Source organism: Pseudomonas sp. B10 (genome assembly GCF_900156235.1).
GTDB classification, from domain to species: Bacteria; Pseudomonadota; Gammaproteobacteria; order Pseudomonadales; family Pseudomonadaceae; genus Aquipseudomonas; species Aquipseudomonas siliginis.
Genome location: NZ_LT707063.1, coordinates 4,636,012 through 4,658,382, shown reverse-complemented (window position 1 = coordinate 4,658,382; position 22,371 = coordinate 4,636,012). Strand labels below are relative to the sequence as shown.

The window sequence follows — 22,371 nt, the reverse complement described above, 5'->3', positions numbered from 1 at the left end:
TTAGCGCACTGGTGGTGCGTACTGAATGCCGCCGTTGTTCCACAGGGCGTTCAGGCCACGGTCGATTTCCAGCGGAGTGCTCTTGCCGAGGTTTTTCTCGAAGATTTCGCCGTAGTTGCCGACCTGCTTGACGATCTGCACAACCCAGTCTTTCGGCAGTTTCAGGTCTTTGCCGTATTCGCCGTCAGCACCGAGCATACGGGCCACGTCCGGGTTCTTGGTGGACTTGGCTTCAGCTTCGACGTTCTTCGAAGTGATGCCGGCTTCTTCGGCATTGAGCAGCGCGTAGCCGACCCAACGCACGATCGCCAGCCACTCGTCGTCGCCGTTACGCACGACCGGGCCCAGTGGTTCTTTGGAAATGGTTTCCGGCAGCACCACGTAGTCCTTCGGCGAGGCCAGCTTGCTGCGCTGGGCGAACAGCTGGGACTTGTCGGAGGTCAGCACGTCGCAACGGCCGGATTCCAGCGACTTGGCGCTTTCATCGGAGGTGTCGAAGGTGATCGGGGTGTATTTCAGACCGTTGCCACGGAAGTAGTCGGAAACGTTCAGTTCGGTGGTGGTACCGGCTTGGATGCAGATGGTCGCGCCGTCGAGCTCTTTGGCACTTTTCACGCCCAGCTTGTTGTTCACAAGGAAGCCGATGCCGTCGTAGTAGGTGATGAAGCCCGGGAATTTCAGGCCCATGCCCGCGTCACGGGAGCTGGTCATGGTGGTGTTGCGCGACAGGATGTCGATCTCGCCGGACTGCAGCGCGGTGAAGCGCTCCTTGGCGTTCAACTGGCTGAACTTGACCTTGTTGGCGTCGCCGAAAACGGCTGCGGCCACAGCGCGGCAGACGTCGGCGTCTATGCCGAGGATCTTGCCGGTCGCATCCGGTACCGAGAAGCCCGGCAGACCGTCGCTCACGCCACACTGCACGAAACCTTTTTTCTGTACCGCATCCAGGGTTGCACCCGCCTGAGCGAACCCGCTGACGCCTAGTACTGCTGCAGCAGTCACGACCGCCAGAGTGGATTTCAACATCTTCATTCAAACCTCCAGTTTTGCTCTTGTTGTGTCGGAGCTTGAGTCCAGTCGCACCCTTTTGAGGCGTTGTTGACCCGTGTTGGCTTTTTTTAGGTTCTTCACGGAATTCCGGGAAACACAGAAACAAGAACGCCGATTTGGTTGATGATGTTCGTGCGAGCAAACACATCTAACAAACCGGCGTTCTTATGCGTGATATTAATACTTTCCTTCCTTTTTGGGAGGGCTTTTCTGTCGTCACGATCAAGCCTGATGGCGACGCACTACAGATCGATCTGATCCCCCATGCCACCCGATTTCCTTCCTGTGGCGGCTGCCTAAGGCCCTGTTCAACTACGCATGAGTATTGCGAGCGCGTCGTTCGTGATTTGCCCATCCTTGGCCGCGCTGTACGTCTCAACGTTTTGCTCAGGCGGGTTGGCTGTCGTGACTGTGGCAAACGCATGGAGGCTGTCAGTTGGCTAGACCGCTACGCTCGCATGACGCGCCGCTTGGCCGAGGCGGTCATTCAGGCCTGCGAACGCCTTCCAACCCTGCACGTGGCTCAGATGTTCGGCCTACATTGGGATACTGTTAGGTTGCTGGAGCGTCGAGCCTTGCAAGCGACGTTGAGCGCGCTGCCAAAGGCGCAACCGCGACGTTTGGTGATGGATGAGTTTGCGTTGTTCAAAGGGCATCGTTATGCCAGCGTGGTGCTGGATGCCGATACCCGGCGCGTGCTGTGGATTGGTGAAGGCCGCAGCCGTGCGGCGGTCAGGCCATTCTTCGAAGAGCTGGGGGCAGAGGGTTGCGCCCGAATCGAAGCGGTCGCGATGGACATGAATACTGCTTTTGACCTGGAGGTTCGCCAGCACTGCCCAAAAGCTCGAGTGGTCTATGACCTCTTCCATGTCGTGGCCAAATATGGCCGAGAAGTGATCGATCGGGTTCGCGTTGACGAAGCCAATCGGCTACGTCATGACAGGCCGGCTCGCAAGGTTATCAAGCAAGCGCGATGGCTGTTACTGCGCAATCCGCAGAACCTGAAAACGCCGGAGCAACAGCTCCATTTACAAGACCTGTTGGCGGCCAACCAATCGCTGATGACGGTCTATTTGATGAAGGCTGAACTCAAAACGCTCTGGACGCCGAGCACCGCTTGGGACTGGAGATCAGCCTGGAAACAATGGCTGCGCCACGCACATGAAAGCGAAATACCTGCTCTGATCCAGTTCGCCAAACGGCTAAAGCTTTACTGGCGGGGCATTGTGAGCCGAGTTCGCTGGCCGATGCATACCGGCCAACTGGAAGGAATAAACAATCGAATAAAGGTGATCAAGCGGATGGCGTACGGTTACCGGGATAGCGAGTTCTTTTTCATGAAAATCAAGAGCGTCTTTCCCGGTAATCCGTGAAGAACCTTTTTTTAGGGTCAACCGACGTAAGACCTTCGCTATGAGTCTAGTAGGAGAAAATCCACATCATGGATCACTCACTTCTCACCAATCGGCCGAACGGGCTGTAGCCCTTTCACGTTCGCTAAGCCCGTAGCGGCCATTGGCGAACATCCATCACCGGATTCGTTGCTATCCCATCACGCGACTGACACTGATAGTGTTACCGCCACGCGTAGGACGCTTCGTACGCAAACCTCCATAGCAAACGCCGTACCACACCGCTTGCGAAAGTGATTGCGCGACACGTCAATAGCTAAACTTGTAACCTTGCGACATCTTGTTAACGGATCAACCGGGCGCGCACTTCAATCACGCACTCAATGAGAGCGCCCGCACATTTTTGGAGCAGACATGACCGAGCCCTTGATTCTCCAGCCTGTTAAGCCCGCAGACGCCTGCGTGATCTGGCTGCACGGCCTCGGCGCCGACCGTTACGACTTTCTTCCGGTGGCCGAGGCGTTGCAGGAAAGTCTGTTGAGCACGCGCTTTGTGCTGCCGCAGGCACCGACCCGTCCAGTGACGATAAATGGCGGATATGCCATGCCCAGCTGGTATGACATCAAGGCCATGAGCCCGGCCCGGGCGATCGATCGCGACGAACTGGAGGCGTCGGCAGAGCGCATCATCGAGCTGATCGAAAACGAGCGCGCCAGCGGAATAGACGCCTCGCGGATTTTTCTCGCCGGGTTTTCCCAAGGCGGCGCGGTGGTGCTGCACACCGCATTTCTGAAATGGCAGGGGCCGTTGGGTGGGGTGCTGGCGTTGTCGACTTACGCACCGACATTCAGCGACGAACTGGAGTTATCCGCCAGTCAGCAGCGCATTCCGGTGCTCTCGCTGCACGGCCAGTTCGATAACGTGGTTCAGAACTCGATGGGCCGCAGTGCTTACGAGCATCTGAAGAAGCATGGTGTCACCGTGACATGGCAGGAATACCCAATGGAGCACGAAGTGTTACCTGAAGAGATCCGCGACATTGGTGTCTGGTTGAGCGAACGACTGCGCTGATTGTCGACCAATCCCTGCCCATTGATCCCTCCTACTACGCCGCGCCCGATTCTTGCATTACACTGGCCGGCGTACATTCCTTAACCAATTGATGAGATGACCGTGCTCAAAGCACTCAAGAAAATGTTCGGTAAAAGCGAGGCTGAGCAGCTCGCGCCAGTTCCCAGTGCGCCGTCGCACGCCCCCGGTCATCGCGCCGATGCCCCGCAGGCCGACCGCCCCGCTCCCGTAGCCGCACCGAAGCCCGAAGAAAAACCCGCTGCGGCCGCGCCAATGGCCGTAGAGCCTGCACCCGGCGAAGCGCCGAAACCGGCCAGACCGCGTCGCGAACCGAAGCCCAAGGCACCGGTCATTCCATGGAAACTCGAAGACTTCGTCGTCGAACCCCAGGAAGGCAAAACCCGCTTTCACGATTTCAAGCTTGCCCCGGAACTGATGCACGCCATTCAGGATCTGGGCTTTCCTTACTGCACGCCGATCCAGGCGCAGGTGCTGGGCTTCACCCTCGCCGGCAAAGACGCAATCGGCCGCGCGCAGACCGGCACCGGCAAGACCGCCGCGTTCCTGATCTCGATCATCACCCAGTTGCTGCAGACGCCGCCACCGAAAGAGCGCTACATGGGCGAACCGCGCGCACTGATCATCGCGCCGACCCGCGAGCTGGTGGTGCAGATCGCCAAGGACGCCGCTGACCTGACCAAGTACACCGGCCTCAACGTAATGACCTTCGTCGGCGGCATGGACTTCGACAAACAGCTCAAGCACCTCGAAGCGCGGCATTGCGACATCCTCGTCGCCACGCCGGGCCGCTTGCTCGACTTCAACCAGCGCGGCGATGTGCACCTGGACATGGTCGAAGTGATGGTCCTGGACGAAGCCGACCGCATGCTCGACATGGGTTTCATCCCGCAGGTACGGCAAATCATTCGCCAGACCCCGCCGAAGTCCGAACGCCAGACATTGCTGTTCTCCGCGACCTTCACCGAAGACGTGATGAACCTCGCCAAGCAGTGGACTACCGACCCGGCGATTGTCGAAATCGAAATCACCAACGTCGCCAACGAGAACGTCGAGCAGCACATCTACGCCGTGGCCGCTGCCGACAAATACAAGCTGCTCTACAACCTCGTCAACGACAACGGTTGGGAGCGGGTCATCGTGTTTGCCAACCGCAAGGATGAAGTACGCCGCATCGAAGAGCGTCTGGTGCGTGACGGCATCAACGCCGCGCAGCTGTCCGGCGACGTACCGCAGCACAAGCGCATCAAGACTCTGGAAGGTTTCCGCGAAGGCAAGATTCGCGTGCTGGTGGCCACCGATGTCGCCGGTCGCGGCATCCACATCGACGGCATCAGCCACGTGATCAACTTCACCCTGCCGGAAGTGCCGGACGACTACGTACACCGCATCGGCCGTACCGGTCGCGCCGGCGCTGACGGTGTGTCGATCAGCTTTGCCGGCGAGGACGACTCCTACCAGTTGCCGTCGATCGAAGAAAAGCTTGGTCGCAAGATCAGCTGCGAAACCCCGCCGACGCACCTGCTGCGAGCGGTTGAGCGCAAGCGTCCGCAGTAAGCTCCGCTATATGAGAAAGCGCAGCCGGCAACGGACTGCGCTTTTTTTATGCCCGATGGTTGCTCGCCAGAACTAAAAGTCCATAATGGAAAAATAAGTTTAGTTTGGGAGCGCGAAATGTCCAGTACGCCTTATGTGATCGATCAAGCCCAGGCCCACCAGCTGTTGGCGCGTATCGATGTGCCGCAGATCCTGCGCAAGCTGTTCCGCGATCTGGCGGCCGGGAACGCCGTGCAGCCGGCGCAGCAATTGGTCGAGTTTCCGCAGGGTGCCGGCGACTTCATCAACTACTTGGGTGTACTGGCCGAAGACGGCGTGTACGGAGTGAAGACTTCGCCGTACATCGTTCGTGAGCAGGGTGCGCTGGTGACGGCGTGGACATTGTTGATGTCGATGAAAACCGGCGAGCCGCTGCTGCTCTGTGATGCCGGCGAACTGACCATCGCGCGCACCGCCGCGACCACGGCCGTGGCGGTCGATGCCCTCGCCCCGTTGAATGCCCAACGACTGGCGATCATCGGCAGCGGCAAGATCGCTCAGGCGCATCTGCACTATGTGAAAGCGTTGCGCGACTGGCAAAGCATCAGCCTGTATTCGCCGTCGCTCACGGAAGACGCCGAAACACAGGCCGTATTGAAGGCCATCACGCCGTCACTGAAGATTGCCGACAGCCGCGAGACCGCCATCGCCGATGCTGACGTGATCATGCTCTGCACCTCGTCGGCCGGGCCGGTGATTGATCCTGCAACGTTAAGCAAACCGGCGCTGATCACCTCGATCAGCACCAACGCCCCCCGCGCCCATGAAGTACCGCCGCAAAGTCTCAACGACATGCAGGTGTTCTGCGACTATCGTCTGACCACGCCCGGATCGGCGGGTGAGATGTTGATTGCCAGTGAACAGCATGGCTGGAGCAAGGATTCGATTGTCGGCGACCTCGCCGACTTGCTCAGCGAAAAAGTGCAGCGCCCGGGTTACGACCGTCACGTGTTCTTCCGTTCAATCGGCTTGGGCCTGGAAGACATTGCCCTCGCCAATGCGGTTTATCACTTAACCCACTAACGCCAACAATCCCCTGTGGGAGCGAGCCTGCTCGCGAATGCGGTCTGACATTCAGCGAAGATGTCGACTGATACACCGCTTTCGCGAGCAGGCTCGCTCCCACGATGGACTAGCGAACGCCTTGATATTGCGTACCCACTGGAGACCTACATGAGCCACGCAGATTTCATCATCATCGGCGGCGGGATTGCCGGCGCTTCCACCGGGTTCTGGCTGGCGCCGCACGGCAAAGTGATCGTGCTCGAGCGTGAAACCCATCCCGGCTATCACTCCACCGGTCGCTCCGCCGCGCTGTACACCGCCGCCTACGGCACCGCACAGGTCCGCGCACTGACTCAGGCGAGCCGCGCGTTTTTCGACAGTCCTCCGAGCGGCTTTTGCGAGCACCCACTGCTGACCCCACGCGGCGAAATGACCGTCGACTTCATCGGTGATCCCGCCGAACTGAACAACCAATACCTCAGCGCCAAAGCGACCGTGCCGCAGATGCAACTGCTCAGCGCCGACGAAGCCTGCGCGCGTCTGCCGATCCTGCGCCGGGAAAAAGTCCACGGCGCGATCTACGACCCATCGGCCTGCGACATCGACACCGACGCACTGCATCAGGGCTACCTGCGCGGCATTCGGCGCAACCACGGCGAAGTGCGCACCGATTGCGAAGTGCTCGGCTTGAGCCGCGATGCCGATGGCCTGTGGATCGTGCAGACCAACGGCGAGACATTCAGCGCACCAGTGCTCATCAACGCCGCCGGTGCCTGGGCCGACAAGGTCGCTGCCTTGGCCGGTGCGCAGCCGCTGGGGCTGCAAGCGAAACGCCGCGCCGCGTTTATATTTGCCGGCCCGGAAGGCGTGGACACTCATCATTGGCCAATGCTGGTCAGCCTCGACGAATCCTTCTACATGAAGCCCGACGCCGGCATGTTCCTCGGCTCGCCGGCTAACGCCGATCCGGTCGAACCACACGATGTGCAGCCGGAAGAACTCGACATCGCCATGGGCATCTATCAGATCGAAGAAGCCACCACGCTGACCATCCGCCGTCCGACCCGCACCTGGGCCGGTCTGCGCAGTTTCGTTGCCGACGGTGATTTGCTCAGCGGCTTTGATCCGCAGGTGCCAGGGCTTTTCTGGGTCGCCGCGCAGGGCGGTTACGGCATTCAGACGTCGCCGGCGATGGGCCAGGCCAGTGCGGCGCTGGTGCGCGGCGAGCCATTCCCCGAGCACCTGCATCAATTCGGCCTGGACAGCGCCATGCTCTCCCCGGCCCGACTGGCTTGATCGCATCGACTCGTCGAAAAGATTGCGGCACACTCGCAGCGCCCCGGCACAAGGGGCGCTGACGCTGCCTGGAGCTCCACTGTCATGACTGCCCCCGAATTCGACCCGGCGCTGGATAACTTCCGCGCCATCGCCGACGCCATCGCCACGCTGTTCTTTCCACATGGCGAGGTGGTGCTGCACGACCTGCGCACGCAGAAGGTCGACTACATCGCCAACAATCTGTCCAAGCGCGAGATCGGCGACGACTCGTCACTGGAAGACATGCTCAGCGAGGATGTCAGCGACAGGAACATCGGCCCGTACGAAAAGCTCAACTGGGACGGTCAGAAAATTCGCAGCCTGAGCACCGTGCTGCGTGACAGCGAAAGTCGGCCGCTGGCGGTGCTGTGCATCAATCTGAATATTTCCCTTTTCGAGAACGCCAAAGCGGCGCTGGACCTGTTTCTCTCGCCGAGCAAGCTGATTCCGCAGCCGGACTCGCTGTTCCGTGATGACTGGCAGGAGCGCATCAACACCTTCCTCCACGCCTGGTTGCGCGAGCGGCAGTTGAGCCTGAATCTGCTGACTCGTGACCACAAACGCGAACTGGTGCTGGCGCTGCACGCCGAGGGGGCGTTCAAGGGCAAGAGCGCCTCGAACTACGTGGCCAATGTGCTGAACATGGGACGGGCGACGGTGTACAAGCATTTGAAGGAATTGAAGGGCTGAATTCTGCGGTGACTCGTCCGGCCCCATCGCTGGCAAGCCAGCTCCCACAGTAATTGCGTCACAGACAAAATTTATGGCGACCGCTGAACCTGTGGGAGCTGGCTTGCCAGCGATAACGGACTGTCAATCGCCGTAGATATCGGTCTTGAAATACTTCTCGGAAATCTTCTGATATTCGCCATTCGCGCGAATCCCGTCGATGGCGCTGTTCAACTGGCTGACCAGCTCAGCATTGCCCTTGCGCACGGCAATACCCGCACCTTCGCCGACGTACTTCGGATCCTTCAGCTCCGGCCCGACAAACGCGTAACCCTTGCCACGCGGCATCGACAGAAAGTCATTGAGCGGGATGGTGTCGGCGAAAATCGCATCGAGGCGCCCCGCCGCCAGGTCCATGTAGATTTCTTCGTTGTTGCTGTAGCGCTTGACGTTGATGCCCTTGGGTTCGAACACCTCGGTGGCATAACGATCGGTGGTGGTCGCGCGCTGCACGCCGACGTTCTTGCCTTTGAGGCTGGCGTACTGATCATCGACCGTAGCGCCTTCCTTCATCACCAGACGCGAAGAAGTGAAGTAATACTTGTGGCTGAAATCCACCGACTTCTTGCGATCTTCGTTGATGGTCATCGACGACAGCGCCATGTCGATCTTCTTCACTTTCAGCGAAGGAATCAGCCCGTCGAACTCACCTTCGACCCACACGCACGTGACCTTCATCTGCGCACACAGGGCATTGCCGATGTCGTAGTCGAAACCGACGATTTCACCTTTATCGGTTTTCGACGCGAATGGCGGGTAGGCCGCTTCGATGCCGATGCGCAAGGTTTTCTCGGCGGCAAAGGTGCTGGCACAGGCCAGCAGACTGAGCGCCAGACCGGTGATGAGGGGGAGTTTCTTCATGTTCGTTCTCTCGCGGGTTGTTGTTGGTTTGGCGAAGAAGAGCAGCTACAAGCGGCAAGCTGATAGCTGCAAGACAGAAGCTTTTTTGTACTTGGAAATCCATACTGGACTCTCAGGTACAAATCGTCAATCGGGTAGAGAGGGAAGGATTTTCGGTGTCACAGATGACGCCTTCGCGAGCAGGCTCGCTCCCACAGGGGAACGCTTTCCAATTGTGGGAGCGAGCCTGCTCGCGAAGACTGACCGGAGGGCGCTACAGAAACTACTTCTTCCAGCGATCCGCAGCCGCATGATCACTGTCGCGCCCTTCGACCCAACGTGGTCCATCGCTGGTGTTTTCTTTCTTCCAGAACGGCGCGCGGGTTTTCAGGTAGTCCATGACGAAGGCGCAGGCATCGAACGCGGCCTGGCGGTGGGCGCTGGCGGCGCCGACGAAGACGATCGGTTCGCCCGGCTCCAGCGCGCCGATGCGGTGCAGCACTTCCAGTTTCAACAGCGGCCAGCGCTGCTCGGCTTCGACAGCGATCTTGCCGAGAGCCTTTTCGGTCATGCCCGGATAGTGTTCGAGGAACATCCCGGCCACGTCGAGCCCGTCGTTGAAGTCGCGCACATAACCGACAAAGCTCACCACCGCGCCCACACCGACATTGGCCGCGTGCATCGCATTGACTTCAGCGCCCGGATCGAACGGCGTGGCCTGCACGCGAATCGCCATGTTCAGCCTCCGGTCACGGTGGGGAAAAACGCCACTTCATCACCATCGACAACTGGCTCGTCGAGCTGGCAGAGGTCTTCGTTGCGTGCGCACATCAGGTTCTGCTCGCTCAGCACTTCGGCGCCATCACGTTCTGCCAACAGTGCCCGAACGTCATCGACGGTGGCGAAATCGCCTTCAACCGCAACCGAATCCACGCCCAGCGCTTCACGGTAGCGGGCAAAAAATTTCACCGTCAGTTTCATGGCTGCTCCGCCTGGAAGTGGCCGCTCTTGCCGCCGACTTTCTCCAGCAGACGCACGCTTTCGATGGTCATGCCACGGTCGACGGCTTTGCACATGTCGTAAATGGTCAGGGCAGCGACACTGGCGGCGGTCAGCGCTTCCATCTCGACACCGGTCTGCCCGGACAACTTGCAGCGCGCGACGATACGCACGCTGTCCTCACCCTCGGCGCTGAGTTCGACTTTGACGCCAGTCAGCATCAGCGGGTGGCACAGGGGAATCAGATCGCTGGTCTTCTTCGCCGCCTGAATTCCGGCAATGCGCGCCACGGCGAACACATCGCCCTTGGGGTGGCCGCCGCTGACGATCATCTGCAGGGTTTCAGGGAGCATGCGCACTAGCGCTTGAGCCGTCGCTTCACGGAACGTCACGGCTTTTTCAGTGACGTCGACCATGTTGGCGCGACCTTGGGAATCGAGATGAGTCAGCACGAGGGCCTCCTTGAGGCAGCTGCGAGCGGCAAGCTACAAGCGGCAAGTTAAAGCGCGGTAGGCAGGCGTCAGGAAAGCTCGCATTTAAACAGCCGAAAGCCGCAAGCTTCAAGCGGCAAGTGAATTTCACTCGGACCACTTGTAGCTTGCGGCTTGAAGCTTGTAGCTGCTCCTCTTAGAGATGCGATTCGGCGTATTCGGCCAGGATCGAGCGAGGCACCCCTTGCAGGGTGATGTGCACACCGTTGGGGAAGTCCTTGAAGCGTTCGGTCAGGTAGGTCAGCCCGGAGCTGGTCGCGGACAGGTAAGGGGTGTCGATCTGCGCCAGGTTGCCCAGGCACACCACTTTGGAACCGGCGCCGGCACGGGTGATGATGGTTTTCATCTGGTGCGGCGTGAGGTTCTGGCATTCGTCGATCAGGATCAGGCTTTGCTGGAAGCTGCGACCGCGAATGTAGTTGAGCGATTTGAACTGCAACGGCACTTTGCTGAGGATGTAGTCGACGCTGCCATGGGTGTTTTCGTCATCCATGTGCAAGGCTTCGAGGTTGTCGGTGATGGCGCCCAGCCAAGGCTCCATTTTCTCCGCTTCGGTGCCGGGCAGGAAACCGATTTCCTGGTCCAGACCCTGCACGCTGCGGGTGGCGATGATGCGGCGATAACGTTTGCTGACCATGGTCTGCTCGATCGCAGCGGCCAGCGCCAGAATGGTTTTACCGGAACCGGCGGCGCCAGACAGGTTGACCAGATGAATGTCCGGATCCAGCAACGCATACAGCGCCAGACTCTGATAGATGTCGCGCGGCTTCAGGCCCCAGGCCTCCTGATGCAGCAGCGGTTCCTGGTGCAGGTCGAGGATCAGCAGGCGGTCTTCCTGGATTTCCTTGATCCAGCCGACAAAGCCCTGCTCGTCGATGATGAACTCGTTGATGTGCACGGCCGGCAGGTTATCGATCAGTTGCACCTGATGCCAGGTGCGGCCGTGGTCCTGACGGGTTTCGACCTTGCTCACGCGGTCCCAGAAGGAGCCGGTCATGTTGTGGTAGCCGTTGGGCAGCAGGGACACGTCATCGACCAACTGGTCGGTGCTGTAGTCCTCGGCATCGATGCCACAGGCGCGCGCCTTGAGGCGCATGTTGATGTCTTTGGTGACCAGCACCACCGGTTTCTGCGGATCGCGGGTATGCAGATCAATCAGTTGGTTGATGATTTTGTTGTCGTTCAGGTGCTCGGGCAGAATCAGGTTCGACTCGGCCTGCTTGCTCATCAGAATTGACAGCAAGCCCTTCGGCCCGCCCTTGCCGCGCTGGATCGGGACACCCAGCTCAACGTCTTCAGGGGACGCATCGCCCAGGGTCTTGTCGATCAGGCGGATCGCCTGACGGCATTCGGCGGCCACGCTGTGATGGCCGCTCTTGAGCTTGTCCAGCTCTTCCAGCACGGTCATCGGGATGGCGACGTGGTGTTCTTCGAAATTCAGCAGGGCATTTGGATCGTGAATCAATACGTTGGTATCGAGTACATACAGGATTGGCTGGTTGGAGGAAGGGCTGCGTCCGTGATCATCCATACTCGGTCACCTTTGTGGGAGCCATTCGACGCAATACCTTGACAGTGCTGCGCCTCGAGGTGACTGCCGAATTCATCCACGAGGGCCTGGATGAACTGCACACAATAGGAGTCTGGGAAGACGCCACCTGTGTTGCAGGTTTCGGCGGTCTGTCTTCGTAATACTCCAAAACCGATGACATAAAAAAGCACTTTGACGGTTTTTTTAAGTTTATTTTGCAGAGTGACGAAAAGCCCTTGGCGGACTCCCCGTACCCCGCTAAAGTCGGAAGTCCGCCTGCATCGAATTCCTTCTGAAAATTACCCCAAGCCCAATGTTTCCGGGCTTCTTGTCGTTTCTCAACGAAACGCGTCCTGACAGTCTTCCCAGCCGATGCCGCTCTGCGCAGTCTGGGTGATCAGCCACGGTAAGGACGTCTTCACCGCATCCTGTTTCATGTTGAAATTGATCACCCCGTGCCGCCACAGCAGCATCAGGGTCAGCACTCGCTGCGCGCTCGCCGGCCCCTTGAGCTTGCCGGCACCGTCCTGGGCATCGATATCCCAGAGCGCTACTTGCAGGCCCTGGCTGTTGAAGAAACCTTGTGCGTCACTGCGGCGCTGGCCATCCGGCGGCCGGAACAGCGGCACGTAGTTTTCCGGCAGTTTGTTCTTCACCAGATCGGCGCTGCGTCGCACCGAATCCTGCCAGTCCTGCCAATGGCTGTGAGAGCGGAACTCCCAGCCCTGCACGCCCACGCACTGCCGGGAGAAACTCGCCTGCAGGCTGCTGACCGAACGGCCGGTGAGTCGCGCCTGAATATCCTTGCCCAAGACAAAGAATGTCCCGCTCAGATTGGATTTGCGCAGGTATTCGGTCAGCCAGTCGGTGTTGTCCGGTTGCACGTTGGCGGCGCTGTCGAACGTCAGCATAAAAAGCCGATCATGCATGTCGTCGCCGTTGCGCTCGTAGTCGCCAAAACGATCGAATTCGTTACTGGTTTGCGGCGACAGCGCGGCCTTGCGCATCAGCTCGTCGAGGTACTGCAAATGGAAGATCCGGCTCGGCTCGGCCCACTTGGTGTAATAGCTGTCGTCGCTGACGACGAACTTGGCCGCCTGCTCGCGCAGGGTCGGCAGGTCTTCGACGAGGAAGCAGAACGAGGCGTCCTGATCGCAGCTTTGCTGGGCGTGGTTGTAGTTGGCGAGCAAGCGCTGCCAGAGGCGCTGGCGCAGCTGATTGACCGCATCGATATTGACCGTGCGCAGGCCCAGGCGCTGGGCCAGTGCCGCCTCGTCGATGGACTCGGTGCCGAGCAGGCCGCGAGCGAACATGAGGATTTCCGCCCGCGACGCGACGTCGAACAGGGTCGGATTGCTGAGCTGCTCCGGCCAGGTCGTGCGATCCAGCGTCGCCGCATCACCGGGCGCCGCCATGGCGCCGAAGCTCAGCAGCCACGCGGTGAATAAAAGAACAATGCGCAAAGGGATGTCTCCATAACAAAACCCGCGCGGCACTATAGCTGATCCTGTCCTGTTTCCCCTCAGCCACGGATGATCGTTCCCACGCTCTGCGTGGTAACGCCTCCCCGGACGCTCCGCGTCCGACGACTGTGACGCAGAGCGTCACGGGCTGCATTCCCACGCGGAGCGTGGGAACGATCATGTAAATCCGCTTTCGCGAGCAGGCTCGCTCCCACAAGGGGTCTGAGTTAAGCCGTCGATCACCTATGGGCTTGATAGCTGGAGTCAACCCGGACAACCCCCTAGAATCGCCCCCACGATTAAAGGAGACGACTTCATGCTGATGGTGATTTCCCCCGCCAAGACCCTCGACTACGAAACACCGCCGGCGACCCAGCGCTTTACCCAGCCGCAGTACCTCGATCATTCCCAGGAATTGATCCAGCAGTTGCGCGAGCTGAGTCCGGCGCAGATCAGCGAGTTGATGCACGTGTCCGACAAGATCGGTGGCCTCAACGCCGCGCGTTTCGGCAGCTGGACACCCGCCTTCACCCCGGAAAACGCCAAACAGGCCCTGCTCGCCTTCAAGGGTGATGTGTACACCGGCCTCGACGCGCAGTCCTTCAGCGAGGCGCAATTCGATTACGCGCAAAAGCACTTGCGCATGCTCTCCGGCCTTTATGGCCTGCTGCGGCCGCTGGACCTGATGCAACCCTATCGCCTGGAAATGGGCACCAAACTGGCCAACGGCCGTGGCAAGGATCTGTATGCGTTCTGGGGTACGCGCATCAGCGAGTGGCTGAACGAAGCGCTGGCCGAGCAAGGCGATGACGTACTGCTCAATCTTGCATCCAACGAATACTTTTCTGCGGTCAAGCGCAGCGCGTTGAAGGCGCGGATCATCAACACCGAGTTCAAGGATCAGAAGAACGGCCAGTACAAGATCATCAGTTTCTACGCGAAAAAAGCGCGCGGCCTGATGAGCCGTTTTGTGATCCAGGAACGCATCAACGACCCGGCTCAGCTCAAGCAATTCGATGTACAGGGTTATCGCTACAGCGCCGAACAATCGAAACCTGACAATCTGGTGTTTTTGCGCGACCACGCCCCGGAATAAAGCATGCCCTTTGCACGACTCTTTTTCTCAAGAGTCGTGCAGTCCGCCCGAAGTCAAAATTCCCCCGCCGCATATCGCCAAATTCATGGCGCCAATAAAACCACACTCTATTTTCTAATTTTAGTTTCACTCGACACTGAAGTTTTTTTTCAGTAGTGGCACCTAAATTTTTTACCCGTAGTGGCACAAAACTATCGGCCCCGGTTTCGCCCCGATAACTAAAGGGCGAAATCGTTAGTGCTATCAATTTGCACCCAGTGCCATCTTCATCAATATTTCAAAAAATTTCGACTGGCACGATGAGCGGGCTGGAACTATGTCCAAATGCGTTGCTCATACCACCGGTAACGATTCTCGCCGAGTTTGTACGAGATAACTTACGCAGAGCTGATAGCCATGTAACCAAGTTGTCACAGCAACTTGCCTGAGTGACTAACTAGTCTCAAAACAATCGAAGGACAGGAGATACGCACCATTAATATCCCCTACAAAGGCCAAGGCCGCGCCCCTATAAACGTGCTCGCCTGAGCACCTAACTGCTTGATTTACCGGCTCCCTACCGGACGTCGAGCAGGCTACACGACTGCACTAGAGTCTTCCCGCACGGAAGATCGGCTGCATAACAGGGCAAGTCATAACAACAAGGCCTAGTTGCGCACATCTTGAGTGCACTTATTAGACACTCGGAACTTTGTATGCCTGCACACGGCATTGTGGCGCCTGTAAGCCGCACTTCCGAGTGCACTAGTGACCGCTGAACACCATTAACTCCGGCCTTCTAAGGCCTGATATATACAGAGGTAATTGCGATGCGCATCAGCATATTTGGTTTGGGTTACGTTGGCGCAGTATGTGCCGGTTGCCTGTCTGCACGGGGCCATGACGTAGTTGGCGTCGATGTTGCCAAAGACAAGATCGACATGATTAACGCCGGCAAATCGCCGATTGTAGAACCAGGCCTGGGCGAACTGCTGCAGCAGGGTATCCAGACCGGCCGTCTGCGCGGCACGACCAACTTCGCCGAGGCGATTCGTGATACCGACCTGTCGATGATCTGCGTCGGCACGCCAAGCAAAAAGAACGGCGACCTGGAACTGAACTACATCGAGGCCGTGTGCCGCGAGATCGGTTTTGTCCTGCGTGAAAAAACCACCCGCCACACCATCGTCGTGCGCAGCACCGTGCTGCCAGGCACCGTGGCCAACGTGGTCATCCCGATTCTGGAAGACTGCTCGGGCAAGAAAGCCGGCGTCGATTTCGGCGTTGCGGTCAACCCGGAATTCCTCCGCGAATCCACCGCCATCGCTGACTACGATCAGCCACCAATGACCGTTATCGGTGAGTTCGATACCGCCTCGGGCGACGTTCTGCAATCGCTGTACGAAGAACTCGACGCCCCGATCATCCGCAAGGACATCGCCGTTGCCGAGATGATCAAGTACACCTGCAACGTCTGGCACGCGACCAAAGTGACCTTCGCCAACGAGATCGGCAACATCGCCAAAGCCGTCGGCGTCGATGGTCGTGAAGTGATGGAAGTGGTTTGCCAGGACAAGACTCTGAACCTGTCCCAGTACTACATGCGTCCGGGCTTCGCCTTCGGCGGTTCGTGCCTGCCCAAAGACGTGCGTGCGCTGACCTACCGCGCCGGTTCCCTGGACGTCGAAGCACCGCTGCTCAACTCGCTGATGCGCAGTAACGAATCGCAAGTGCAGAACGCTTTCGACATCGTTGAAAGCCATGAAAAACGCAAAGTCGCCCTGCTCGGTCTGAGCTTCAAGGCCGGCACCGACGACCTGCGCGAAAGCCCGCTGGTCGAACTGGCGGAAATGCTGATCGGCAAGGGTTACGACCTGAGCATCTACGACAGCAACGTCGAATACGCGCGTGTCCACGGTGCGAACAAGGACTACATCGAATCGAAGATTCCGCACGTATCGTCCCTGCTCAACTCCGACTTCGACTCGGTGATCGATAACTCCGACGTGATCATCCTCGGCAACCGCGACGAGAAATTCCGTTCGCTGGCCCAGGAAGCGCCGCAGGGCAAGCAAGTCATCGACCTGGTGGGCTTCATGTCCAAGGCCACCAGCGCCGGTAGCCGCACCGAAGGCATTTGCTGGTAACGCAGCCCCAAGCGACAAGCGTCGAGCTGCAAGTCAACGCGATTGGCTTGCAGCTTGAAGCTTGCAACTTGCAGCTTCCCTTACCTTCGGATGACGGTTATGACCAAGCTCAAACATTTTTTTCTGCAATCAGCCGGCTGGCTTTTTTATCTCAGTCTGCTGATGGGCCTGGCCTTGATGCTGCCCACGTCCACATTCGACTCCGAGTCGAAGGACTTCATTTTCCTGATTGGCGCCGTGGGTATCTGGCGCTACTCGATGGGTGCAACGCACTTTGTGCGCGGCATGATTTTTCTCTACATCGTTTACCCGCACCTGCGTCGCAAAGTACGCAAGCTGGGTAAAGCGGCCGATCCGTCGCATGTGTTTCTGATGGTCACCAGCTTTCGTATTGACGCGCTGACCACTGCGCAGGTCTACAGCTCGGTGATCCGCGAAGCCATCGACTGCGAACTGCCGACCACCATTGTCTGCTCGATCGTGGAAATGTCCGACGAGTTGCTGGTCAAGGCGTTGTGGGCACGGATGAATCCGCCGGAGCGGGTCAAGCTCGACTTCGTGCGTATCCCCGGCACCGGCAAGCGCGATGGTCTGGCCTTCGGTTTCCGCGCAATCTCCCGCCACCTGCCGGACGACCGTGCCGTAGTGGCCGTGATCGACGGCGACACCGTGCTCGGCGAAGGCGTCGTGCGCAAGACCGTGCCGTGGTTCCAGCTGTTCGGTAATGTCGGCGGCCTGACCACCAACGAGTTCTGCGAAGTGCGCGGCGGCTACATCATGAGCGAATGGCACAAGCTGCGTTTCGCCCAGCGCCACATCAACATGTGCTCGATGGCCCTGTCCAAGCGCGTACTGACCATGACCGGTCGGATGTCGGTGTTCAAAGCCTCCGTGGTGACCAATCCGGAGTTCATCGCCGACGTTGAAAGCGACTCGCTGCAACACTGGCGTCTGGGCCGCTTCAAGTTCCTGACCGGTGACGACAAGTCGAGCTGGTTCAGCCTGATGCGCCTGGGTTACGACACTTTCTACGTGCCGGACGCCGCGATCAACACCGTTGAGCATCCGCCGGAAAAGAGCTTCATCAAGGCCAGCCGCAAGCTGATGTTCCGCTGGTACGGCAACAACCTGCGCCAGAACTCGCGTGCACTGGGTCTGGGTATCCGTCGCCTCGGCGCGTTCACCTCGGTGGTGCTGTTCGACCAGCGCGTATCGATGTGGACTTCGCTGCTCGGCCTGACCGTCGCACTGATCGCCAGCTTCAAGTACGGCACCGCGTTCATCCTCGTGTACCTGCTGTGGATCGGCATCACCCGCCTGATCCTGACGCTGTTGCTGTCGTGTTCCGGTCACCGCATCGGCCCTGCTTACCCGGCGATTCTGTATTACAACCAGATCGTTGGCGCCCTGGTGAAGATCTACGTGTTCTTCCGCCTCGACCAACAATCCTGGACTCGCCAGCCCACATCCCTGACCCGTGATCTCGCCAGCTTTCAACGTTGGTTCAACACCTGGTCGTCTCGGACCATGACCTTCTCCGCCGGCAGCATTTTTGTCGCCGTGCTGCTGATGATGGTCTGACCCGCTCCTATTGAATTAACAAGGAAATCGCCCCTATGAATACCGCCGTCAACGTCAACGTAGTGCATGAATCCGAAGCCCAGCGCCAGCACGCTCGCGTGAAAATCCCGGCCAAGCTGCGTTTCTTCGGCCCTGACCGGACGCCGCTCGAAGCGCGCGTCCTCGATCTGTCGGCTGGCGGTCTGGCGTTCAACGCCGGGCAGATGCCACTGACCATCGGCGAGGTGTACAAGGCGCGTCTGCAATTTGTCATCGACAACCTCGGCCTGGCCATGGACGTTGAACTGCAGGTGCGTTCCTTTGACCGCGCCACCGGCCGCGCCGGCTGCCAGTTCCAGAACCTCGAGCCGCAGGACATTTCCACCCTGCGCCACCTGATCACTTCGCACCTGGCCGGCGACATCGTCAGCATCGGCGAAGTGCTGGCGACCCTGCAGCGCGACAACTTCACCAAGGCGCGCAAGAACAAGACCAACGACACCGGCATGACGCCGTTCGGCCGCCTGAAAGCCGTGACCTTCAGCGCCGGTATTTTCGCCGTTGGCCTGGTCGCTGCCGGTTTTATCTTCAAGTCGGTGTACGGCATGTACTTCGTCAGCCACGCCCAGGCCGGTCTGGTCAGCGTGCCGGGGATGAACATCACCATGCCGCGTGACGGCACAGTGCAGAGCCTGGTCAAGTCCGACGGCGTTGCCGCCAAAGGCGCACCACTGGCGACCTTCAGCACCAGCATGCTCGACGTGCTCAAGGGCCATCTGGCCGAAGACCAACTGGCCCCGGCCAAGGTTGAAGAACTGTTCGGCAAGCAAATGACCGGCACCCTGACCTCGCCGTGCGATTGCACCGTGGCCCAGCAACTGGTGGCTGACGGTCAGTACGCGAGCAAGGGCGACGTGATCTTCCAGTTGGTGCCGCGCAACACCCAGGCCAACGTTGAAGCACGCTTCTCCTATCGCCAGTTCGGCGACGTGCGTCCAGGCACTCCGGTGAGCTTCCAGATCGCCGGCGAAGACAAGACCCGCACCGGCAAGATCGTCAGCAGCACCAGCCTGAAGAGCGCCGACCTGTCCTCCGACATCCGCGTGCAGATCCAGCCTGACGAGCCGCTCGACAGCAGCCTGGCCGGCCGCCCGGTTGAAGTGAACAGCGACCGTGGCCCGAACCTGAACTGGCTGATCGACAAAGCCATGGCTGCCGGTCTTTAAGTCGAGGACATGCCTGTGACTACTCCACCCATCCTCAGAACACCGCTATCACTGTGTGCCCTGGCATTGGCGGTGAGTCTGGCCGGTTGCGCCGGGCTGCCCGATCAGCGCCTGGCCAACGAAGCGCTCAAGCGTGGCGACACCGCCACCGCTGCGCAGAACTACCAGCAACTGGCCGATCTGGGTTACAGCGAGGCGCAAGTCGGCCTGGCCGATATCCAGGTCGACAGCCGCGACCCGGCGCAGATGAAACAGGCCGAGGCGACTTACCGCGCAGCGGCCAGCGTGTCGCCGCGTGCCCAGGCACGTCTCGGTCGTCTGCTGGTGGCCAAGCCGGGTTCGACCGAAGCCGAGCACCACGAAGCCGAAACCCTGCTGAAAAAAGCCGCCGCCAATGGCGAAGGCAACACGTTGATCCCGCTGGCGATGCTGTATCTGCAATACCCGCACAGCTTCCCGAACATCAACGCCCAGCAGCAGATCGATCAGTGGCGCAAATCCGGTTACCCGGAAGCCGGTCTGGCGCAGGTGCTGCTGTATCGCACCCAAGGCACCTACGACCAGCACCTGGATGACGTGGAAAAAATCTGCAAGGCCGCGCTCAACACCACCGACATCTGCTACGTCGAACTCGCCACCGTTTACCAGAAACGTGGCCAGCCGGAGCAACAGGCCGAGCTGATCAAGCAGATGCAGGCCGGTTACAGCCGTGGCACCGTCACCGCGCAGCGTGTCGATTCCGTGGCCCGCGTGCTGGCCGATTCGACCCTGGGCAAGACCGACGAAAAAACCGCGCAGGCGCTGCTCGAGCCGATCGCTCCGGGCTACCCGGCGTCGTGGGTCACCCTCGCGCAATTGCTTTACGACTTCCCCGAACTGGGCGACGTCGACCAGATGATGAAGTACCTGGACAACGGTCGCGCCGCCGACCAGCCGCGCGCCGAACTGTTGCTGGGCAAGGTCTACTACGAAGGCAAAATGGTCCCGGCCGACGCGAAAGTCGCCGAAGAACACTTCCAGAAAGCCGTCGGCCGCGAAGTGGCCGCCGACTACTACCTCGGCCAGATCTACCGTCGTGGCTACCTGGGCAAGGTCTATCCGCAGAAGGCTCTGGACCACCTGCTGACCGCTGCGCGCAACGGCCAGAACAGTGCCGACTTCGCCATCGCCCAGTTGTTCTCGCAAGGCAAGGGCACCAAGCCCGACCCGCTGAACGCTTACGTGTTCAGCCAACTGGCCAAGGCCCAGAACACCCCGCAAGCCGATGAACTGGCAGCGACCCTCGAGGCGCAATTGCCGCCCGAGCGCCTGCCCGAAGCCCGCCGTCTGTTGCAACAGGAACAGGCCAGCCGTGGCGCCCTGAACTCGAACACGCTGCAACTGCACGCCCTGCAAGAAGAAGACGGCGAGGAAAAACTATGAAGCTGAACCCATTCGTGAAGGCCGGTATTGGCCTCACCTTCGCGCTGCTCTGGTCTTGCCCGACACTGGCTGCGATGACTGAAACCAAGAACTTCGGTCTGGAAGTGAAACTCACCGGCCAGTCCGAAGACGACCGTGACCTCGGCACTGCCGGCGGCGGCGACGTCAATGGCGTGGGCCTCGACCTGCGTCCGTGGATCTACGGCGAAAGCGGCGCGTGGAGCGCCTATGCGATGGGTCAGGCGGTGACCTCGACCGATATCATCGAGACCGACACCCTGCAGCAATCGGACGGCGAACAGGCCACCGACAGCGGCGATCGCGAAACCAAGAAAAACTACCTGGCGATGCGCGAGTTCTGGGTCGGCTACAGCGGCTTCACGCCCTACCCTGGCGAGATTCTGAAGTTCGGTCGTCAGCGCCTGCGCAATGACGACGGCCAATGGCGCGACACCAACATCGAAGCGCTGAACTGGACCTTCGATACCACACTGCTGCGCGCCAATGCCGGTGTTGCCGAGCGTTTCAGCGAATACCGCACCGACTTGAAAGAGTTGGCGCCGAAAGACAAGGATCGCCTGCACGCCTACGCCGACGCTGCTTATCAGTGGACGCCGGGGCAGTGGGTCGGCATTCGCGGCCACCACACTCACGATGACGGCAAACTCGATTACGCCGAGCCGGGCGTCCCGCGCGATTCGCTGGACAAGACCGAGAACGGCGACATCAGCTGGATCGGCCTGACTGCCGACAGTGACGCCTACAACTGGCGCAACACCAACACCGTCAACTACTGGGGCAGCATCACCGGCATGAGCGGCGACCGCGACACGGTCAACGCGCTGAACGCCGACGGCACACGTCCGACACAAGCCAAGCGCAGCGATGACATCAGCGGCTGGGCAGCCGACGTCGGCGTACGTCTGCGCCTCGATCCGCAGTGGCAAGTCGGCGGTGCATACGCCCGCGCCAGTGCCGATTACGAACAGAACGGTCTGGAGAGCAACCGCTCCAACTACACCGGTACCCGCTCGCGCGTGCACCGTTTCGGCGAAGCGTTCCGTGGCGAAATGAACAACATGCAGACCGCCACCCTGTTCGGTTCGTGGATGGTCAACGACGAGTACGACGCCAGCCTGATCTACCACAAGTTCTGGCGTGTCGACGGCAACAAGCCGGTCGGCAGCAACGGCATCAACGCGGTGGAAAACAACACCGACGACGTCACCGGCGCAATCCTCTCCAGCACATCCTTGCCGCTTGAAGATGGCAACAAGGACCTGGGTCAGGAAATGGACCTGGTCGTCACCAAGTACTTCAAGCAGGGCCTGTTGCCGGCGGCGTTGAGCCAGTCGATCGACGAGCCTTCGGCACTGGTGCGTTTCCGTGGCGGTGTGTTCAAACCGGGCGATGCCTATGGCAGCCAGGTTGATTCCTACATGCACCGCGCATTCATTGACGTGATCTGGCGCTTCTGAT

General features: G+C 59.6%; 19 protein-coding genes. 12 read left to right on the top strand and 7 right to left on the bottom strand.

Annotated features, from left to right (window positions below):
• Nucleotides 1-1,032 carry an amino acid ABC transporter substrate-binding protein gene (locus tag BXA01_RS21080; RefSeq protein WP_016771583.1) on the bottom strand — a complete coding sequence of 344 codons (1,032 nt, stop codon included), beginning with the start codon at nt 1,030-1,032 and terminating at the stop codon, nt 1-3.
• A gap of 185 nt (nt 1,033-1,217) precedes the next feature.
• Here BXA01_RS21080 and BXA01_RS21075 point away from each other — a divergent pair, with 185 nt between their 5' ends.
• From BXA01_RS21075 to BXA01_RS21050, 6 genes are all read left to right on the top strand, one after another.
• Nucleotides 1,218-2,423 carry an ISL3 family transposase gene (locus tag BXA01_RS21075; RefSeq protein ID WP_083957550.1) on the top strand — a complete coding sequence of 402 codons (1,206 nt, stop codon included), beginning with the start codon at nt 1,218-1,220 and terminating at the stop codon, nt 2,421-2,423.
• A gap of 393 nt (nt 2,424-2,816) precedes the next feature.
• Nucleotides 2,817-3,473, top strand: coding sequence for an alpha/beta hydrolase (locus BXA01_RS21070; protein ID WP_076565978.1), 657 nt, complete (start codon nt 2,817-2,819; stop codon nt 3,471-3,473).
• A gap of 96 nt (nt 3,474-3,569) precedes the next feature.
• Complete coding sequence (gene rhlB / locus BXA01_RS21065) at nt 3,570-5,048, top strand: ATP-dependent RNA helicase RhlB (RefSeq protein WP_076565976.1); 1,479 nt, start codon at nt 3,570-3,572, stop codon at nt 5,046-5,048.
• Nucleotides 5,049-5,165: 117 nt separating this feature from the next.
• Nucleotides 5,166-6,110 (top strand): ornithine cyclodeaminase family protein, encoded by a 945-nt coding sequence (locus BXA01_RS21060; protein ID WP_076565974.1) that lies wholly within the window; start codon nt 5,166-5,168, stop codon nt 6,108-6,110.
• Nucleotides 6,111-6,260: 150 nt separating this feature from the next.
• On the top strand, nt 6,261-7,388 hold the full coding sequence (locus BXA01_RS21055; protein ID WP_076565972.1) for an NAD(P)/FAD-dependent oxidoreductase: 1,128 nt from the start codon (nt 6,261-6,263) through the stop codon (nt 7,386-7,388).
• 84 nt (nt 7,389-7,472) lie between these two features.
• Complete coding sequence (locus BXA01_RS21050) at nt 7,473-8,099, top strand: helix-turn-helix transcriptional regulator (RefSeq protein ID WP_076565970.1); 627 nt, start codon at nt 7,473-7,475, stop codon at nt 8,097-8,099.
• Between the two features lie 123 nt (nt 8,100-8,222).
• Here BXA01_RS21050 and BXA01_RS21045 read toward each other — a convergent pair whose 3' ends face one another.
• The 6 genes from BXA01_RS21045 to BXA01_RS21020 form a co-directional block, all read right to left on the bottom strand.
• A complete protein-coding gene (locus BXA01_RS21045; RefSeq protein ID WP_076565968.1) occupies nt 8,223-8,999 on the bottom strand; it encodes an ABC transporter substrate-binding protein in 777 nt (258 codons plus the stop codon).
• A 262-nt stretch (nt 9,000-9,261) separates the two neighbouring features.
• On the bottom strand, nt 9,262-9,714 hold the full coding sequence (gene moaE, locus BXA01_RS21040; protein WP_016771590.1) for a molybdopterin synthase catalytic subunit MoaE: 453 nt from the start codon (nt 9,712-9,714) through the stop codon (nt 9,262-9,264).
• A 2-nt stretch (nt 9,715-9,716) separates the two neighbouring features.
• Nucleotides 9,717-9,959, bottom strand: a complete 243-nt coding sequence (locus BXA01_RS21035) for a MoaD/ThiS family protein (protein WP_024011686.1) — start codon at nt 9,957-9,959, stop codon at nt 9,717-9,719.
• The gene (gene moaC / locus BXA01_RS21030) at nt 9,956-10,429 is read right to left on the bottom strand and encodes a cyclic pyranopterin monophosphate synthase MoaC (protein ID WP_008080206.1); all 474 of its coding nucleotides are present in this window, start codon (nt 10,427-10,429) and stop codon (nt 9,956-9,958) included. Before moaC ends, BXA01_RS21035 begins: the two co-directional genes overlap by 4 nt.
• 175 nt (nt 10,430-10,604) lie before the next feature.
• Entirely contained in the window at nt 10,605-11,999 is a 1,395-nt protein-coding gene (locus tag BXA01_RS21025; protein WP_024011685.1) for a PhoH family protein, read from the bottom strand.
• Between the two features lie 338 nt (nt 12,000-12,337).
• Nucleotides 12,338-13,414 carry a polysaccharide deacetylase family protein gene (locus BXA01_RS21020; RefSeq protein ID WP_442961921.1) on the bottom strand — a complete coding sequence of 359 codons (1,077 nt, stop codon included), beginning with the start codon at nt 13,412-13,414 and terminating at the stop codon, nt 12,338-12,340.
• A gap of 364 nt (nt 13,415-13,778) precedes the next feature.
• Between BXA01_RS21020 and yaaA the strand changes: the two genes are divergently transcribed.
• The 6 genes from yaaA (at nt 13,779) to BXA01_RS20990 (ending at nt 22,370) form a co-directional block, all read left to right on the top strand.
• Nucleotides 13,779-14,558 (top strand): peroxide stress protein YaaA, encoded by a 780-nt coding sequence (gene yaaA, locus BXA01_RS21015; protein ID WP_076565964.1) that lies wholly within the window; start codon nt 13,779-13,781, stop codon nt 14,556-14,558.
• Between the two features lie 809 nt (nt 14,559-15,367).
• Nucleotides 15,368-16,684, top strand: coding sequence for a nucleotide sugar dehydrogenase (locus BXA01_RS21010; RefSeq protein ID WP_016771595.1), 1,317 nt, complete (start codon nt 15,368-15,370; stop codon nt 16,682-16,684).
• Nucleotides 16,685-16,783: 99 nt separating this feature from the next.
• Complete coding sequence (alg8, locus tag BXA01_RS21005) at nt 16,784-18,265, top strand: mannuronan synthase (protein WP_162098720.1); 1,482 nt, start codon at nt 16,784-16,786, stop codon at nt 18,263-18,265.
• Nucleotides 18,266-18,300: 35 nt separating this feature from the next.
• Entirely contained in the window at nt 18,301-19,470 is a 1,170-nt protein-coding gene (locus BXA01_RS21000; protein WP_024011680.1) for an alginate biosynthesis protein Alg44, read from the top strand.
• Between the two features lie 9 nt (nt 19,471-19,479).
• The gene (algK, locus tag BXA01_RS20995) at nt 19,480-20,892 is read left to right on the top strand and encodes an alginate biosynthesis TPR repeat lipoprotein AlgK (RefSeq protein ID WP_073473671.1); all 1,413 of its coding nucleotides are present in this window, start codon (nt 19,480-19,482) and stop codon (nt 20,890-20,892) included.
• Nucleotides 20,889-22,370, top strand: a complete 1,482-nt coding sequence (locus tag BXA01_RS20990) for an alginate export family protein (protein ID WP_076565962.1) — start codon at nt 20,889-20,891, stop codon at nt 22,368-22,370. The genes algK and BXA01_RS20990 overlap by 4 nt, the downstream gene beginning before the upstream one ends.
• The last annotated feature ends 1 nt before the right edge of the window (nt 22,371 follow it).